The following is a 14,911-nucleotide window of genomic DNA, read 5'->3' as shown; positions in this document are numbered from 1 at the left end:
TGCATCTATGGTGCTACGGTGTGGTCCATGGCCGACACCCCGCCCCCCGCCCGCGTCCCGGCCGCGGACCGCGCGTACGACCTGACCAAGGACCTCATCCTCGGCGGCGGCCTCCCCGGCGGCACGCTGATCAGCGAGGGCGAGATCGCCGAGCGCGCCTCGCTCAGCCGCACCCCGGTCCGGGAGGCCTTCCTGCGGCTGCAGGCCGAGGGCCTGCTCCAGCTCTTCCCCAAGCGCGGAGCCGTCGTGGTGCCGGTCGGCCCCGGCGAGGCCGAGGACGTGCTGGAACTGCGCGAGGCGCTGGAGAGTACTGCCGTCCGCCGGATCACCCGCCGCCCCGACGGCCTCGACGCGCTCGTCCGGCAGCTGTCCGAGCTGATCGACCAGCAGCGCGAACCCGCCCGCCGGGCCGACCTCGGCGCCTTCGCCGACGCCGACGAGGCCTTCCACCGGGGCATCGTGACGGCCTCCGGCAACGAGCTCGCCGAACGGTTCTACGGGGCGCTGCGCGACCGCCAGCGCCGGATGGCCGTCCAGCTGCTCCAGGTGCAGCCGGAGGGGCAGCGGCAGCGGCTGGCCTCGCTGGTCGAGGAGCACACCGTGCTCGTCGAACGGATCGCCGCCCGCGACGCCGAGGGCTTCACCGCCGCCCTGCACGCCCACCTGGACGCCCACCGCGCCGTCACCGACCGCTGACCTTCCCCCATCGCGCGCCGACGCGTTCGCGCACCGACGGGCGTTTCGCGCGCACAGCCCCGACGGACCGCCGGGACCTCCCATCCGACAAGGAGCAGCACCACCATGAGCACCACCCGGCCACCGTCCGCCGGTCCCGTCGCACCGTCCGGCCGGGGGCGGCCGTGGCTGCTCGCCGCCCTGGCCATGTTCTGCTGCGGGTGGGGCGGCAACCAGTTCACCCCGCTGCTGCTGATGTACCGCCACCTCGGCGGCTACTCGGAGGTCACCGTGGACGCCTTCCTGGGGGCGTACGTCCTCGGGCTGGTCCCCGGACTGCTGGTCGGCGGCGCCGCCTCGGACCGCTACGGGCGCCGCCCGCTGATGATCGGCGCGGTGGCCGCCTCGCTCGCCGCCAGCGGGGTGCTGTGCGGCGGTGTGACCGGTGAACTCCCCATCTACGCCGGGCGGTTCCTCACCGGCATAGCCGTCGGCATCGCGATGGCCGTCGGCACCAGCTGGGTCAAGGAGCTCTCCCAGGCCCCGCACGACCCGGCTGCCGACCAGGGGGCCGGCGCCCGCCGCGCCTCCCTCGCCCTGACCCTCGGCTTCGGCCTCGGCGCCGGGGTGGCCGGCGTGCTCGCCCAGTGGGGCCCCTGGCCGATGGTCACCCCGTACCTCGCCCACCTGCTGGTCACCCTGCCCGCGCTGTTCCTGCTCCCGAAGGCCGTCGAGACCCGGGCGCGGGCGACCGCCGCCGTCCGCGGCCTCTGGGCCGACCTCAAGGTCCCGGCGGCCGGGCACCGGCGCTTCGTCCGGGTGGTCCTGCCGATGGCCCCCTGGGTGTTCGGCTCGGCCGGCGTCGCGTACGCGGTGACCCCGCAGCTGGTCGGCGACCGGCTCGGCCACTGGTCGCTGGCCTACGCGACCCTGCTGACCGTCCTCACCCTCGGCACCGGCGCCCTCGTCCAGCCCTTCGCCAAGCGCCTGGACTCGCTCTCCTCGGCGCGCGGCGTCATCGTCTCCATGGTGCTGATGGCCTGCGGCATGGCCGTCTGCGCCGGCGACGCGGCGCTCCGCTCCCCGCTGCTCGGCCTGGCCGGCGCGGTCCTCCTCGGCGCCGCCTACGGCATCGGGGTGGTCTCCGGCCTGCTGGAGATCCAGCGCATCGTCACCCCCGACGACCTGGCCGGCATCACCGGCGTCTACTACGCGCTCTGCTACTCCGGCTTCCTGCTCCCCGCGGTGCTCGCGGCGCTCTCCTCGCTGGCCTCCTACACCGTGATGCTCAGCGTGGTGACGGCCCTCGCCCTCGCCAGCCTCGCCGTGATCACCCTCTCCTCCCGCCGCACCGCCCCCGCCGAAGCCTCCCGCTGACCCCACCCCCCGCCGCCGCCCCCGCCCATCCCCGGGGGGGGGCGGCGGCCTGCTGTCAGACCTTGGCGTCGTCCTTGGGGCGGGCGTGGGCGGGGAGGCCGTTGGCGAGGTCCTCGACCAGGAGGCGCCAGGCGATGGTGTCGGCGGCGGCCCTGAGCTGGGGGCTGCGGGGGCGGCCGGCGTCGGCGTCGAGGCGGGCGTTGAGCCAGTCGGACCAGGCGCCCGCGAGGGTGCGGACCTCGTGGGTGCCGGCCTCGGTGGGGGAGAGGCGGTCGCCGTCGCGGCGGAGGTAGCCCTCGGCGGCCATCCGGTCGAAGACCGGTTCCAGGACCTCGGGCGGGACGCGTTTGCGGGCGGCGATGAGGTCGAGCGAGGCGTGGCCGACGGCCTTCTTGTGGCCGGCCACCTCCATCAGCGCCCAGGCCCCGGCGAGGTCCACCCGGGTGTCGGCGCCGGAGACGATGGTGCGGACGGTGTCGAGGTCGACCCCGCGGACGATCTTGCAGACCGAGTACTCCAGGTGCGGGTCGGAGTCGGCGGTGGTCGGCTGGGCGAAGCCCTCGCCCATGTCGGTGGAGCCCGCCCGGGCGGTGTCGCGCAGCTGTACCTGCTTGAGGAAGAGCGCCACCACGAAGCCGACCACGGCCACCGGGATGGTCCACAGGTACACGGTGTGCAGGGCGTCGGAGTAGGCCTGGACGATCGGCGCGGCCTGGTCGGCCGGCAGGCGGTGCAGGCCCTGCGGGCTCTCCGCCGCGTGGGCGAGCACGGCCGGGTCGGCGCCGGTGAGCCGGGCGGCGGTGCCGATCCCGTGGGCGAGTTCGGTCTTCAGGCTGTTGGCGTAGATGGTGCCGAACACGGCGGTGCCGAAGGAGCTGCCGATGGTGCGGAAGAAGGTCACCCCGGAGGTGGCGGTGCCGAGGTCGGCGTAGTCGACGGTGTTCTGCACGGCGATGGTGAGGACCTGCATGCTCAGCCCGATGCCGGCGCCGAGCACGAACATGTAGAGCGAGGCCAGCGCGGTGCCGGTGCCGGGTTCCAGCCGGGAGAGCAGGTAGAGGCCGACGGCCATCACCGCGGTGCCGACGATCGGGAACAGCCGGTACTTCCCGGTCTTGCTGACGGCGTTGCCGCTGCCGACCGAGGCGATCAGCAGACCGATCACCATCGGCAGCGTCCGGACGCCGGAGACGGTCGCCGAGTCGCCGTCCACGTACTGGAGGAAGGTCGGCAGGAAGGTCAGCGCGCCGAGCATGGCGAAGCCGACGATGAAGCTGAGCACCGAGCAGACCGTGAACACCGGGTTGCGGAACAGCCGCATCGGCAGCATGGGTTCGACGGCCCGGGTCTCCACCCAGCAGAACAGGCCGAGCGCCAGCGCGCCGCCGACGAACAGGCCGATGATCACCCCGGAGCCCCAGGGGTACTCGTTGCCGCCCCAACTGGTCGCCAGGATCAGCGCGCCGGCGCCGACCGCGACCAGCACGATGCCCAGGTAGTCGACGACCGGGCGGGTCGCCGAGCGGACCGAGGGGATGGTCCGGGCGGCCGCGGCGACCACCACGACCGCGATCGGCACGTTGACGTAGAACGCCCAGCGCCAGGACAGGTGGTCGGTGAACAGCCCGCCCAGCAGCGGCCCGATCACCGTGGCCACGCCGAACACCGCGCCGATCGCGCCCTGGTACTTGCCGCGCTCGCGCAGCGGGATGACGTCCGCGATCAGGGCCATGGCGGTGACCATCAGGCCGCCCGCGCCGAGGCCCTGGACGGCCCGCCAGGCGATCAGCAGGGTCATGTTGGTGGACAGCCCGCACAGGAACGAGCCGCCGACGAAGACGATCGCCGAGATCTGGAACAGCAGCTTGCGCCCGTACAGGTCGCCGAACTTGCCGGCCAGGACGGTGGCCACCGTCTCGGCCAGCAGATAGGACGTCACCACCCAGGACATGTGCGCGGCCCCGCCGAGGTCCGAGACGATGGTGGGCAGGGCGGTGCCGACGATGGTCTGGTCGAGGGCGGCCAGCAGCATGCCGAGCACGATGGTGGCGAAGACGACGTTCCGCTGCCGGACGTCCAGCACCGGAGGGGCGGAGGGCGGGGTCTCGGTGGCGACGGTCATGCCGTCAGCCTCCGGGGTGCGGGCGGTGGCCGCGATCCGGTTCGGCCGTCCGGGTGAGGCCGGGTGACGAGGGCCCGGGCGGCCTTCCCGGCCGAGGCCCGGTCGAGGCCCGGCCGGTGACCCGGTGGCGGTCCCGGTGGCGGCCCCGGTGGCGGCCCCGGACGGGCCGGGCGACGATGAGCCGGACGAAGCCGAGCGAATTCGAACGAATCTGATTCGAAGCCGGTCGAAGCCGACCGACGTTCGTCCGGGTGCCACGACGCCCCGGCCCCCGGGAAGGGGCTCCCATGAACGCCGACCCCCCGCGCAGCACCGCGCACCCGGCGCAGCCCGGCGCCACCGCCGTGGGCGGCCGGGCCGCCGCCCGTCGCTGGCGGGCGCTCGCGGTCTGCCTGGTCGCCGGCTTCATGACCCTGCTGGACGTCAGCATCGTCAACGTCGCGCTGCCGACCGTACGGGCCGGGCTGCACATGTCCGACAGCGGCCTGCAGTGGGTGCTCAGCGGCTACGCGCTGGCCTTCGGCCTGGTGCTGGTGCCCTCCGGGCGGCTCGGCGACGCGCGCAGCCGGCGGGCCGTCTTCCTCGCCGGGCTCGCCCTGTTCACCGTGGCCAGCGCGCTCGCCGGGGCGGCGCAGAGCCAGGAGTGGCTGGTGCTGGCCCGGCTGTTCCAGGGCGCGGCCGGCGGGGTGCTGGTGCCGCAGGTGTCCGGCTTCATCCAGGTGCTGTTCCAGGGCCCCGAGCGCGGCCGGGCCTTCGGCGCGCTGGGCGCGACCATCGGGCTGTCCACCGCCGTCGGGCCGCTGCTCGGCGGGCTGCTGATCCACGTGGTCGGCCCGCAGGACGGCTGGCGCTGGGTGTTCCTGGTCAACCTGCCGATCGGCGTCGCCGCGCTGCCCGTCGCCTACCGGCTGCTCCCCGCGCCCCCGCCCGCCGGCGACCGGGCCGGGCACCGGGACTTCGACCCGGTCGGCGTGCTGCTGCTCGGCGCCGGGACGGTCTCGCTGCTGCTGCCGTTCGTCCAGGCGCAGCAGTGGCACGGCCCGACCCGCTGGCTGCTGCTGCCGCTGGCGGCGGTGCTGCTCGCCGCCTTCGTCGGCTGGGAGCTGCACTACGGGCGGCGGCGCGAACCGCTGGTGAGCATGGCGCTGTTCGCGGTGCGGCCGTACGCGGCGGGGGTGCTGCTGTCGCTGGTGTACTTCGCCGGGTTCACCGCGATCTTCTTCATCTTCACGCTCTACCTCCAGGCGGGCCTGCACTACTCGGCGCTGACGGCGGGCCTGGCGATCACGCCGTTCGCGGTCGGCTCGGGGGTGTCCGCGGCGGTGGGCGGGCGCCTGGTGAGCCGGCTGGGGCGGCGGCTGGTGGTGGCCGGGCTGGTGCTGGTGCTGGCCGGGCTGCTGGCCTCGGCGCTCGCGGTGCAGCTGTGGTCGGGGCCCCGGGTGGGCTGGACGACGGCGCTGCCGCTGCTGGTCGCCGGGGTGGGCAGCGGACTGGTGATCGCCCCGAACCAGACGCTGACCCTCCAGCAGGTGCCGGTGGCCCGGGCGGGCAGCGCGGGCGGGGTGCTGCAGACCGCGCAGCGGGTCGGCTCGGCGGTGGGCATCGCCGTCGTCGGCTCGGTGTTCTTCGCCCATGCCGCGGGGCCCCGCCCGGACTGGTCGCTGGCCTTCCAGTTGGGTGTGACGGTCGCGGCCGGGCTGGTGCTGGCGGCGCTGCTGGTGGCGGTCGCCGACCTGGCCTCGGGCCGGGGCGGCCGGCCGTAGGAGCGCACCGGGCGGCCGTGGCGCGCCGGCAGGGCGGCCCGGCGCGCGGATCGGCCGTCAGCGGTCCCGCCAGTGCTTCTGTCAGTGCTTCCGTCAGTGGTCCCGGCGGTGGACGGCGGCCGCCGCGACGGCGACCGAGGCCAGCGCCCACACCGCGTAGGTGGTCCAGGCCCCCGTGACGGTGGCCGGGTACTCGGACGGCCGCATGCCCACCATGGTGGTCCGGGCCAGGCGCTGCCAGGCGGACAGCGGCAGGGCGTGCAGCAGGTCGGCGCTCCACCGGTAGCGCTCGGTGACCAGCGAGGGGATGAAGAACAGCACCACGACGGTGCCCACCACGGCCCCCGCGCCGTGCCGGATCAGCGCGCCGAGGCCGAGCCCGGCGAGAGCGCAGACCGGGCCGAACAGCACCGCCGCCGCGACGTACCGCAGCGCGGCCGGGTCCGTGACGGACTGCCCGATGCCGGTCCCGGACAGGACCGCCTGGCTGATGCCGAAGGAGGCGCCGACGGCGAGCACGCCGTAGCCGGACAGCACGGCGGCCAGCACGCAGGCCTTGGCGGCGAGCACCGCCCGGCGGTCGGGCACGGCCGCCAGGGTGGTGCGGATCAGCCCGGTCGCGTACTCGCCCGTGATGACGAGCGCGCCGAGGCCGCCCGCGACCAGCATCAGGATGTCGGCGGAGGCGGCGCCGAAGGCGTTGTTGAGCGCCACCTGCGCCATCATCACCGGGTCGTCCTCGCCCGGTGTGTAGTGGTCGCGGGTGTACAGCGCGGACTTGAGGCCGGCGGCGACGATCGCCAGGGCGCTGAGGCCGAGCACCCAGGGGACGGAGCGCAGCGACCAGAACTTGATCCACTCGGCGGCCAGCAGGTCGCCGAACCGGGCGCGCGGCTCGGCGGCGCGGGTGCCAGTGCGGGGGTCGGTGCGGGTGTCGGCGGGAACGGTGTCCAGCGGGGTGTTCGAGGAGGTGTTCAACGGGGCTCTCCGGCGGGGTACTCGACGCTGTCGGCGGTCAGGTCCATGAACGCCTCCTCCAGGGAGGCGCCCCTGGGGGTCAGGGCGTGCAGCAACAGGCGGTGTTCCAGGGCGAGTTCGCCGATCCGGGTGGCGCCCACGCCGGTCACCGCGAGGGCGCCGTCCGGGCCGGGCCGCACGGTGGCGCCGGCCGCCGTCAACACGGCCGCCAGCCGGTCGGGTTCGGCGGCCCGGACGGTGACGGTGCCCCGGCCGGCCCGGGCGGCGAACGCGGTCAGGCTCTCGTCCGCGATCAGTCGGCCGCGTCCGACCACCACCAGGTGGTCGGCGGTGTGCTCCATCTCGGCCATCATGTGGCTGGAGACGAAGACGGTGCGCCCCTCGGCGGCGAGCCGGCGGAACAGCCCGCGCACCCAGAGCACGCCCTCCGGGTCCAGCCCGTTCAGCGGCTCGTCGAAGAGCAGCACCGGCGGGTCGCCGAGCAGCGCGCCGGCGATGCCGAGCCGCTGCCTCATGCCCAGCGAGTAGCCGCCGATCCGGCGCCCGCCCGCCTCGGCGAGCCCGACCTCGTGCAGCACCTGCTCGACCCGGGCGGCCGGGATCGCGTTGGTGCGGGCGAGCGCCCGCAGGTGGGCCCGGCCGGTCCGCCCGCCGTGGGCGTCGCCCGCGTCGAGCAGCGCGCCGGCGTGCCGCAGGCCGCGCGGCCTGCCGCGGAAGGGGCGGCCGTCGACGGTGACGGCGCCGGAGGTGGGGGCGCTCAGGCCGAGGACCAGCCGCAGGGTGGTGGACTTGCCGGCGCCGTTGGGGCCGAGGAAGCCGGTGACCCGGCCGGGCCGGACAGTGAAGGAGAGACGGTCGACGGCGGTGCGGACGCGGTGGCCGCGGCCGTAGCGCTTGGTCAGCTCGGTGACTTCGATCATGGGCTCCACGGTGCCCGTCCGGCCCGTACGGCCGCATCGGACCGGCGTCGACAGTGCCCGTCACCCCCGGCCGTACAACCACGGCTGGATGACGGCCTCGCCGGACCGTCGTTACGATCTTGGACCATGTCATCGACGCCCTCCCCGCCGCTGCTCCGGCGCGTCCCGCCCGAGGTCTGGGTCGGCCTCGCCTGGTGCGTGGCCGCCGGCTACCCCGCCGTCCGGCTCGGCGGCGACGCCTCGCAGCACCCCGGCGCCGCCGCGCACGGCGGCTGGGCGTTCACCCTGGCCGACACGGTGGTGGCCTTCGCGGGCGCGGCGCTGGTGCGACGGCTGCCGGTGCTCTCCGTCGTCCTGCTGCTGATCGCCGCGTTCACCGAGACCGACGGGTGGGCCGGCGGCGCCCAGGTGCCGCCCGGCGCGCTGCTCGCCGTGGACGTCGCGCTCTGCCTGATCACCGCGACCCGGCCGCGCCGCACCTCGCGGGCCGCCTTCACGCTGGTGATGGCCCTCCTGGTGGCGCACATCGGCATGGTGCACGGCAACACGGTGGGCATCTTCACCGGCACCCACATCGGCTCGGCCGACGGCGCCGCGCTGCTCGCGCTGGTCGCCTGGCTGGTCGGCCGCTCGGGGCGGCAGAACCGGGAGCACGCGGCGGTGCTCGGCGCCCGGGCGGCCGAGGAGGCGGTCACCGCCGAGCGGCTGCGGATCGCCCGCGAGATGCACGACACCGTCGCGCACAGCCTCGGCATCGTCGCCCTCCAGGCGGGCGCCGCCCGCCGGGTGATCGACCGTCGGCCGGAGCGGGCCAAGCAGGCGCTGGGCGAGATCGAGGCGGCCGGGCGGGACACCCTGGCGGCGCTGCGCCGGATGCTGGTCGCGCTGCGGGAGGCCGACGGCGAGGCCTCGGCCCCGGTGCCGCAGGGCCTGGCCGACCTCGACCGGCTGGCCGGGGCGACCACCGCGGCGGGGGTGCGGGTGGAGGTGCGGCGGCGCGGCGAACCGGGGCCGCTGCCGCCGGAGGTGGACCTCGCGGCCTTCCGGATCGTCCAGGAGTCGGTCACCAACGTGGTGCGGCACGCGGACACCGACGCCTGTGTGGTGGCGGTGGACCACCGGACGGCGGGGGAGCTGTCCGTCGAGGTCACCGACCGGGGGAGGGGCCTGGGTCCGGTCCGGGGGGCCGGCGGCGGGTTCGGGCTGGCCGGGCTGCGGGAGCGGGTCGCCCTGCTGCGCGGCGAGTTCGAGGCCGGGCCGCTGCCCGGGGGCGGCTTCCGGGTGGCCGCCCGGCTGCCGGTGCCGGTGGCGGTATCGGCGTCGGTACCGGGCTCGTCGGGTTCGTCGGGCTCGTCGGCCGGGGAGGTGGGCGCGTGATCCGGGTCCTGCTGGTCGACGACCAGCCGCTGGTGCGCGCCGCGCTGGAGATGGTGATCGCGGAGACGGCGGACGTCGAGGTGGTCGGCGAGGCCGGCACCGGGGCGGAGGCCGTCCGGCTGGCCGCCGAACTGCGGCCGGACGTCGTGGTGATGGACATCCGGATGCCCGGGATGGACGGCATCGAGGCGACCAGGTTGGTGACCGCCGACGGCGGGCCGACCAGGGTGGTGGTGCTCACCACCTTCGACGAGGACGAGCACGTGTACGCGGCGCTGCACGCCGGGGCGTCCGGCTTCCTGGTGAAGGACATGGCGCTGGACGACATCCTCGGCGCGGTGCGGGTGGTCGCCGCCGGGGACGCGCTGATCGCGCCGGGCGTCACCCGGCGGCTGATCGGGGCGTTCGTCGGGGGCCGCCCGTCGCGGTCGGGGACCGGCGGGCCGGGGCCGGGTGCCCGGGGTGTCACCGCTGCTGCCGCCGCCGTCGCCGCCGTCGCAGCTGAGCGGCGGCTGGCGGCGATCACCGGGCGCGAGCGCGAGATCCTGACCCTGGTCGGCCGGGGCCTGTCCAACACCGAGATCGCCGCCGAACTGGTGCTCAGCATCGCGACCGTCAAGACCTACATGACCCGGCTGCTGGCCAAGCTCGACGCCCGGGACCGGGTGCAGCTGGTCATCCTGGCCTATGAGGCGGGCCTGGTCTCGGTGTCCGGCTGACCGGGCCCGCCGCAGAAACGATTCAGCGCTTGATGGCCACGCCCGCGTACATCGCGATGTCCTGGTCGCGGACGGGCGCGGCACCGGCGTCCGGCCGCCAGTGGTGCACCAGCGTGACGCCCGGGTCGAGCAGCTCGTAGCCGTCGAAGAAGGCCTCCGTCTCGGCCTTGTCGCGGATCTGGAGCGGGATGCCGCGCGCGTTGTACTCGCGGCCGACGCCGCCCACGCCCACCGGGTCGGTGTCCCCGGTGAAGACCGTCAGGGCGAGGAAGCTGCCGGGGGCCAGGGCGTCCATGAAGCGGCGCACGATGCCCTGCGGGTCGTCCTCGTCCAGCACGAAGTGGACGATCGCGATCAGCGACAGCGCCACCGGCTGCGAGAAGTCGAGCACCTCGCGCAGCCGGGGGTTGCCGATGATCGACTCCGGGGCGCGGAAGTCGGCCTCCACGTAACAGGTGCGGCCCTCGGGCGTGCTGTCCATCAGGGCCCGCGCGTGGGTCAGCACGATCGGGTCGTTGTCCACGTAGGCGACCCGGGCCTCGGGGTCGACCGCCTGGGCGACCTCGTGCACGTTCGGCGAGGTCGGGATGCCGGTGCCGATGTCGAGGAACTGCCGTACGCCGTACTGCTCGGCGAGTCTGCGCACCGAGCGCTGCATGAACTCGCGGGTGGTGCGCATCGAGGTCGGCAGCGCCGGCCAGGCCCGCACCGAGGCGTGCGCCGCGACCCGGTCCGCCTCGAAGTTGGTCTTGCCGCCGATGAGGTAGTCGTAGACCCGGGCGGAGTGCGGAACGTCCATCCGCAGGTCCACCGACGGGTAGTCCTCGCGCGGACCGTGCTCTGCCCGGACCTCGTTCGCCATGTTCGTTCTCCCGCCGCTGGGCATCCGTCACCAACCGCCCTGGTGGCGGTTCATGGTGCGCATGGTAACGGTCGCCCGCCGCACGGGAATGACAGGGTCTCAGGCGTGCGCCTCCGGGTGCTTCGGGTCGAGCGCGTCGGCGCCCGGCTGGCGGGGGACCACGGCGCTGTCGGCGTCGCGCCGCCCGTGCGCCGCGAGTTCGAGGGCGGCGCCCGTCCAGGCGAGGCCGAAGGCCCAGGTGGCCAGCCACTCGCCCAGGTACAGCGGCCGCACCGGCCAGTCGGAGCCGACGCCCGTCACCCCGGCCAGCAGCGAGAGCGCCAGGGCGGCCAGGATCACCACCCCGGCCACCAGGTACGCCGTGCCCACCCGGGCCGGCTGGGCGGAGCGGGGGTTGCGGAAGGAGTAGAGGCAGAAGACCGCCAGCATGACGAACAGCAGGCCGGCGAAGACCAGGTGGAACACCCCGACGGTGCGGTCGAGGCCGGACCCGCCCCCGGTGTACGTCGGGCAGAGCGCGACCCCGAGCGCGAAGAACCCGGCCGCCGTGCTCCAGCGGTCGTCCCGTCGGTCGAAGCGGTAGCAGATCAGGAACACCCCGAGGGCGCACAGCGCGCCGACGAAGACGTTCCGGGTGTCGGTGTAGTACGCGCCGCTCATCGAGTTCGGCCAGAAGCCGTCGGTGCCGCGCCCCGTCAGCTCGGCGGCCAGCCAGTTGCCGAACGGCAGGGCCACCGGCAGCAGGATGCCGATCAGGCCGACGCCGAGGCGCAGGATCGCGATGGTCCGATCGTCCTGGGTGCTCCGCCGGACAGCGGGGGAGTTCTGCGTGCGCACGTCGTGAGTCACGGACGCCTCCTTGCCTTTCGCACGGGCGCGTGGGCCCGCTCGTCCTCCGGCCGCGCGGGACGGGGTGGGGCGGCGTCGGACGGGCGCCGCCCCACACCTGAGCGACCGTCAACTGGTGTACCCGCATTGGCGTTCGAAGCACCACCGATTTGAGCGGTTTAGACCCCCGATGACCGTCCGGAGCATCCCGGACGACCATCCACTACGGACCCGGAGGGCCCGACGGTTCAACTCCCGTGCGGAGAGCGGGACAGCGGCCCCCACCAGCCCCAACCGTGCCTGGACGAGCCGGGATCGATCTGTACCATTCCCTTCCGATCGGTGATCGGATCTGACAGCATCGTCCGGCGACCGGTCGCCGGTGATCCGTGCGCGGTGCGCGCACGACGCGTCCACCCGCGGCCCCTCCGGCGGCCGCCGTCCTGCTGCGCCTCGTGGAGGAGACGTGACCGCCAAGGCCGGCACCCCCGGGGCCGCCCACCGCCCGGCGCACTGGGTCCGCACCCGGCTGCGCGCCGACCCGGGCACCGCCCTGCTGACGGCGGCCCTCGCGTTCGTCACCGTCCTGCTGTCCGTGGCCGTCCCCCGCGTCACCGACCGGGGCGCGGACGCGGCGCTGCGGGACTACGTGCACCGGCAGGGCATCCACGCGACCAGCCTGCACTTCTCCTCCAAGGCCCGGCCGAGCGACACCGCCGCCGACCTCGACGCCGTCGACCGGCAGCTCGTCGAACGGGTCGGCGGGAAGCTCGCGCTGTCCCCGGCGGGCCTGGCGCACGGCTCCGTGACCGATTCCGTCCCGATGTTCAACCCGGGCTACCGCCGGGTGAGCGACAGCGCCCCGCCCAGGCTCTCCCTGGCCCACCTGGCCGGCCTCGCCGACCGGGTCACCCTGACCGAGGGCAGCCGCCCGGGCCCCGCCACCGCCGGAGCCCCGCTGCCGGTGATGGTCAGCCGGACGGCCGCCGAACTGGTCGGCATCAAGGTCGGTGACGTCGTCGACAGCGGCAGCACCGGCCCCGACAGCCGGCGGACCGCCGTGGTGACCGGCCTGTTCCGGGTCAACGACCCGCTGGACCCGTTCTGGACCGGCCTCGGCTGCCCGGACCGCCCCTGCCTGAACATCGACCTGGAGCACGGCAACTGGCTGGGGGCCACCGGCTTCGTCGACGGCGACAGCCTGGCCGGGCTGACCGGCTGGGGCACGTCCGTCCAGAACTTCTGGCGGGTGGCCGTGGACCCCGCCTCGCTGCGCGCCGACCGGCTGGAGCGGACCCGCGCCGACGTCCTGCCCCTCGTGTCCGGGCCGGGCGTCGCGGCCCTGGCCGACGCGACCGGGCGCGCCGACCTGCGGTCCGTCTCGACGCTGCCCGTCATCCTCGACCGGGCGGCCGAGCGCTACCGGGCCGCGATGGCGCTGAGCGCGATCGGGCCGGCCGGCGTCGCGGGCGTCGCCGTGGTGGTGCTCTGCCTGGCCGCCGCGCTCGGCACCGACCGCCGCGCCGCCGAACTCGGGCTGCTCCGGGCCCGCGGCGGCTCGCGCGGCGGGGTGCTGCTGCGGCTGCTCGGCGAGGGCGCGGTGACCGTGCTGCCCGCCGCCGCGCTCGGGGCGGTGCTCGCCCTGGTGCTGCTGCCCACCCCGCGCTGGGGCCTCGCGGTGGCGGCCGGCCTCGGCACGACCCTGCTCGCGCTGCTCGCCCTCCCGGCCCGCGCCGCCCTGCTGTGGGACCGCCCCCGGCCGACCGGCCGCGGGCGCCGGGTGGTCGGCGAACTCGCGCTGCTGGCCGTCACCGCCGTGGCGGTGGCCGAGGTCCGCCGGCGCGGCGTCGGCCACTCCGGCCGGGGCGTGGACCCGCTGCTGGTGGCCGCCCCGCTGCTGCTCGCCGTCGCCGGCGGGCTGCTGCTGGCGCGGATCGAGCCGGTCGCGACCGGCCGGCTGGCCGCGCTCGTCGGCCGCGGCCGCGGGCTGATCGGCTTCCTCGGCCTCGCCCGGGCCGCCCGGGACGGCTCCGGGCGCCGCCGGCCCTCCGCGCTGCCGCTGCTCGCCCTGCTGATCGCCGTCACCGCGACCGGCTTCGGCGCCACCCTGCTCGCCTCCGTGGACCACGGCAGGCTGCACGCCGGACGGGTCGCGACCGGCGGCGACATCGCCGTCTCCGTCCCGGACTACGCGACCCTGCCGGACCCGTTCCTCAAGGCCGTGGGCGAACTCCCGGAGGCCCGGAGCGCGACCGCGGTCCGGGTGGACCAGCGCGCGCGGTTCGTCGGCGCCGGCCCCAACGACTACACCAAGGTGACCCTGGTGGTCGCCGAGCCGACCGCGTACGCCGCGATCGCCCGCACCCTCGGGGCCGGCGCGTTCGACCCGGCGAAGCTCGCCGGCACCCCCGGCGGCCCGGACACCCCGGTACCCGCGCTGTTCAGCCGCGACCTGGCCGCGCGCCTGGCCGCCGGCGCGCCGACGCTGCACCTGTCCACCGCGAGCGAACTGCGCACCACCGTCGCCGGGATCGTCACCGCGACCCCGGCACTGCCGGAGCCGGAGCAGCCGTTCGTCGTGGTGCCCAGCGGCCCCGCCGTGGAACGCCTGCCGGAACTCGGCCGGTGGACCGGGTGGCTGGCCGTCGGCGACGGCCTCGACCCCGGGCGGATCAGGTCGCTCCTCCTGGAGCGGGGCCTGGTCGAGCCGACCGGCCTCGACAAGCTGATCGCGGACGAGGCCGCGGCGGCCGGCCGGGGCAGCCACGGACTGCCGCCCGCCTACCGGGTCGGCAGCAGCCGCGAGTACGCCGCACAGCTCGCCGACGACCCGTTGCAGCAGGCCGCCGGGCGGCTGTTCTGGTACGCGGCCCCGGCCAGCGCCGGATTCGCCGTCCTCGCGGTCCTGTTGACGCTGCTGCGGGCCACGCCCGACCGTACGGCGGTGCTCGCCCGGCTGCGCACCATGGGCCTTCGGCCACGGCAGGGGCTGGCGCTGATCATCGCCGAGGCGCTGCCGCGGACCCTGGCGGCGGCCGTCGGCGGCGCCGGGGTCGCGGTGCTGGCGGCCGTCCTGCTGGGGCCGGCCTTCGACCTCTCGACCCTGGTCGGGGCCGGGACGGGCGGCTCCCTCGATCCCGCGCCGCTGCCGGTGCTGCTGCCCACCGCGGGCCTGACGCTGGTGGCCTGCCTCGGGGTGGTGCTGGAGACGCTGGTCGCCGGACGGCGGCAGATCGCCACCGAACTGCGCGCGGGGGAGTCCTGAGGGGAGCGGGGGTGAGTGCGGCGAG

Annotated in this window: 11 protein-coding genes; 6 read left to right on the top strand and 5 right to left on the bottom strand. The window is 75.6% G+C overall.

Annotated features, from left to right (window positions below; genetic code table 11):
- Positions 1-27 precede the first annotated feature (27 nt).
- Positions 28-696, top strand: a complete 669-nt coding sequence (locus ACFY4B_RS32530; RefSeq protein ID WP_387974035.1) for a GntR family transcriptional regulator — start codon at positions 28-30, stop codon at positions 694-696.
- Positions 697-801: 105 nt separating this feature from the next.
- Positions 802-2,052: an MFS transporter gene (locus ACFY4B_RS32525; RefSeq protein ID WP_387974032.1), complete on the top strand. Its 1,251-nt coding sequence runs from the start codon at positions 802-804 to the stop codon at positions 2,050-2,052.
- 55 nt (positions 2,053-2,107) lie between these two features.
- On the opposite strand, the gene ACFY4B_RS32520 is transcribed toward ACFY4B_RS32525, so the two are convergent.
- Positions 2,108-4,174: an MDR family MFS transporter gene (locus ACFY4B_RS32520; protein ID WP_049653800.1), complete on the bottom strand. Its 2,067-nt coding sequence runs from the start codon at positions 4,172-4,174 to the stop codon at positions 2,108-2,110.
- A gap of 287 nt (positions 4,175-4,461) precedes the next feature.
- Here ACFY4B_RS32520 and ACFY4B_RS32515 point away from each other — a divergent pair, with 287 nt between their 5' ends.
- Positions 4,462-5,937 (top strand): MFS transporter, encoded by a 1,476-nt coding sequence (locus ACFY4B_RS32515; protein WP_053112161.1) that lies wholly within the window; start codon positions 4,462-4,464, stop codon positions 5,935-5,937.
- A 93-nt stretch (positions 5,938-6,030) separates the two neighbouring features.
- Here ACFY4B_RS32515 and ACFY4B_RS32510 read toward each other — a convergent pair whose 3' ends face one another.
- The gene (locus ACFY4B_RS32510; protein ID WP_387974029.1) at positions 6,031-6,915 is read right to left on the bottom strand and encodes an ABC transporter permease subunit; all 885 of its coding nucleotides are present in this window, start codon (positions 6,913-6,915) and stop codon (positions 6,031-6,033) included.
- Entirely contained in the window at positions 6,912-7,835 is a 924-nt protein-coding gene (locus tag ACFY4B_RS32505; protein ID WP_387974026.1) for an ATP-binding cassette domain-containing protein, read from the bottom strand. Before ACFY4B_RS32505 ends, ACFY4B_RS32510 begins: the two co-directional genes overlap by 4 nt.
- A 126-nt stretch (positions 7,836-7,961) precedes the next feature.
- Here ACFY4B_RS32505 and ACFY4B_RS32500 point away from each other — a divergent pair, with 126 nt between their 5' ends.
- A complete protein-coding gene (locus tag ACFY4B_RS32500; RefSeq protein ID WP_387974023.1) occupies positions 7,962-9,212 on the top strand; it encodes a sensor histidine kinase in 1,251 nt (416 codons plus the stop codon).
- Between the two features lie 50 nt (positions 9,213-9,262).
- Positions 9,263-9,931: a response regulator transcription factor gene (locus tag ACFY4B_RS32495; protein WP_117493086.1), complete on the top strand. Its 669-nt coding sequence runs from the start codon at positions 9,263-9,265 to the stop codon at positions 9,929-9,931.
- Between the two features lie 22 nt (positions 9,932-9,953).
- Here ACFY4B_RS32495 and ACFY4B_RS32490 read toward each other — a convergent pair whose 3' ends face one another.
- The gene (locus ACFY4B_RS32490) at positions 9,954-10,793 is read right to left on the bottom strand and encodes an SAM-dependent methyltransferase (RefSeq protein WP_387974020.1); all 840 of its coding nucleotides are present in this window, start codon (positions 10,791-10,793) and stop codon (positions 9,954-9,956) included.
- Positions 10,794-10,892: 99 nt separating this feature from the next.
- Complete coding sequence (locus tag ACFY4B_RS32485; protein WP_387974018.1) at positions 10,893-11,642, bottom strand: hypothetical protein; 750 nt, start codon at positions 11,640-11,642, stop codon at positions 10,893-10,895.
- A gap of 445 nt (positions 11,643-12,087) precedes the next feature.
- On the opposite strand from ACFY4B_RS32485, the gene ACFY4B_RS32480 reads away from it, so the two are divergent.
- Positions 12,088-14,886 (top strand): hypothetical protein, encoded by a 2,799-nt coding sequence (locus ACFY4B_RS32480; protein ID WP_387974015.1) that lies wholly within the window; start codon positions 12,088-12,090, stop codon positions 14,884-14,886.
- Positions 14,887-14,911: the final 25 nt, after the last annotated feature.

Source organism: Kitasatospora sp. NPDC001261 (assembly GCF_042896795.1).
GTDB lineage: Bacteria > Actinomycetota > Actinomycetes > Streptomycetales > Streptomycetaceae > Kitasatospora.
This window is presented reverse-complemented; position numbering and strand designations above follow the sequence as displayed.

Excerpts from the sequence above, each read along its gene's own strand:
- ACFY4B_RS32530 (WP_387974035.1), top strand. The coding sequence starts at position 28 with ATGGCCGACACCCCGCCCCCCGCCCGCGTCCCGGCCGCGGACCGCGCG.
- ACFY4B_RS32525 (WP_387974032.1), top strand. The coding sequence starts at position 802 with ATGAGCACCACCCGGCCACCGTCCGCCGGTCCCGTCGCACCGTCCGGC.
- ACFY4B_RS32520 (WP_049653800.1), bottom strand. The coding sequence starts at position 4,174 with ATGACCGTCGCCACCGAGACCCCGCCCTCCGCCCCTCCGGTGCTGGAC.
- ACFY4B_RS32515 (WP_053112161.1), top strand. The coding sequence starts at position 4,462 with ATGAACGCCGACCCCCCGCGCAGCACCGCGCACCCGGCGCAGCCCGGC.
- ACFY4B_RS32505 (WP_387974026.1), bottom strand. The coding sequence starts at position 7,835 with ATGATCGAAGTCACCGAGCTGACCAAGCGCTACGGCCGCGGCCACCGC.
- ACFY4B_RS32500 (WP_387974023.1), top strand. The coding sequence starts at position 7,962 with ATGTCATCGACGCCCTCCCCGCCGCTGCTCCGGCGCGTCCCGCCCGAG.
- ACFY4B_RS32495 (WP_117493086.1), top strand. The coding sequence starts at position 9,263 with ATGGTGATCGCGGAGACGGCGGACGTCGAGGTGGTCGGCGAGGCCGGC.
- ACFY4B_RS32490 (WP_387974020.1), bottom strand. The coding sequence starts at position 10,793 with ATGGCGAACGAGGTCCGGGCAGAGCACGGTCCGCGCGAGGACTACCCG.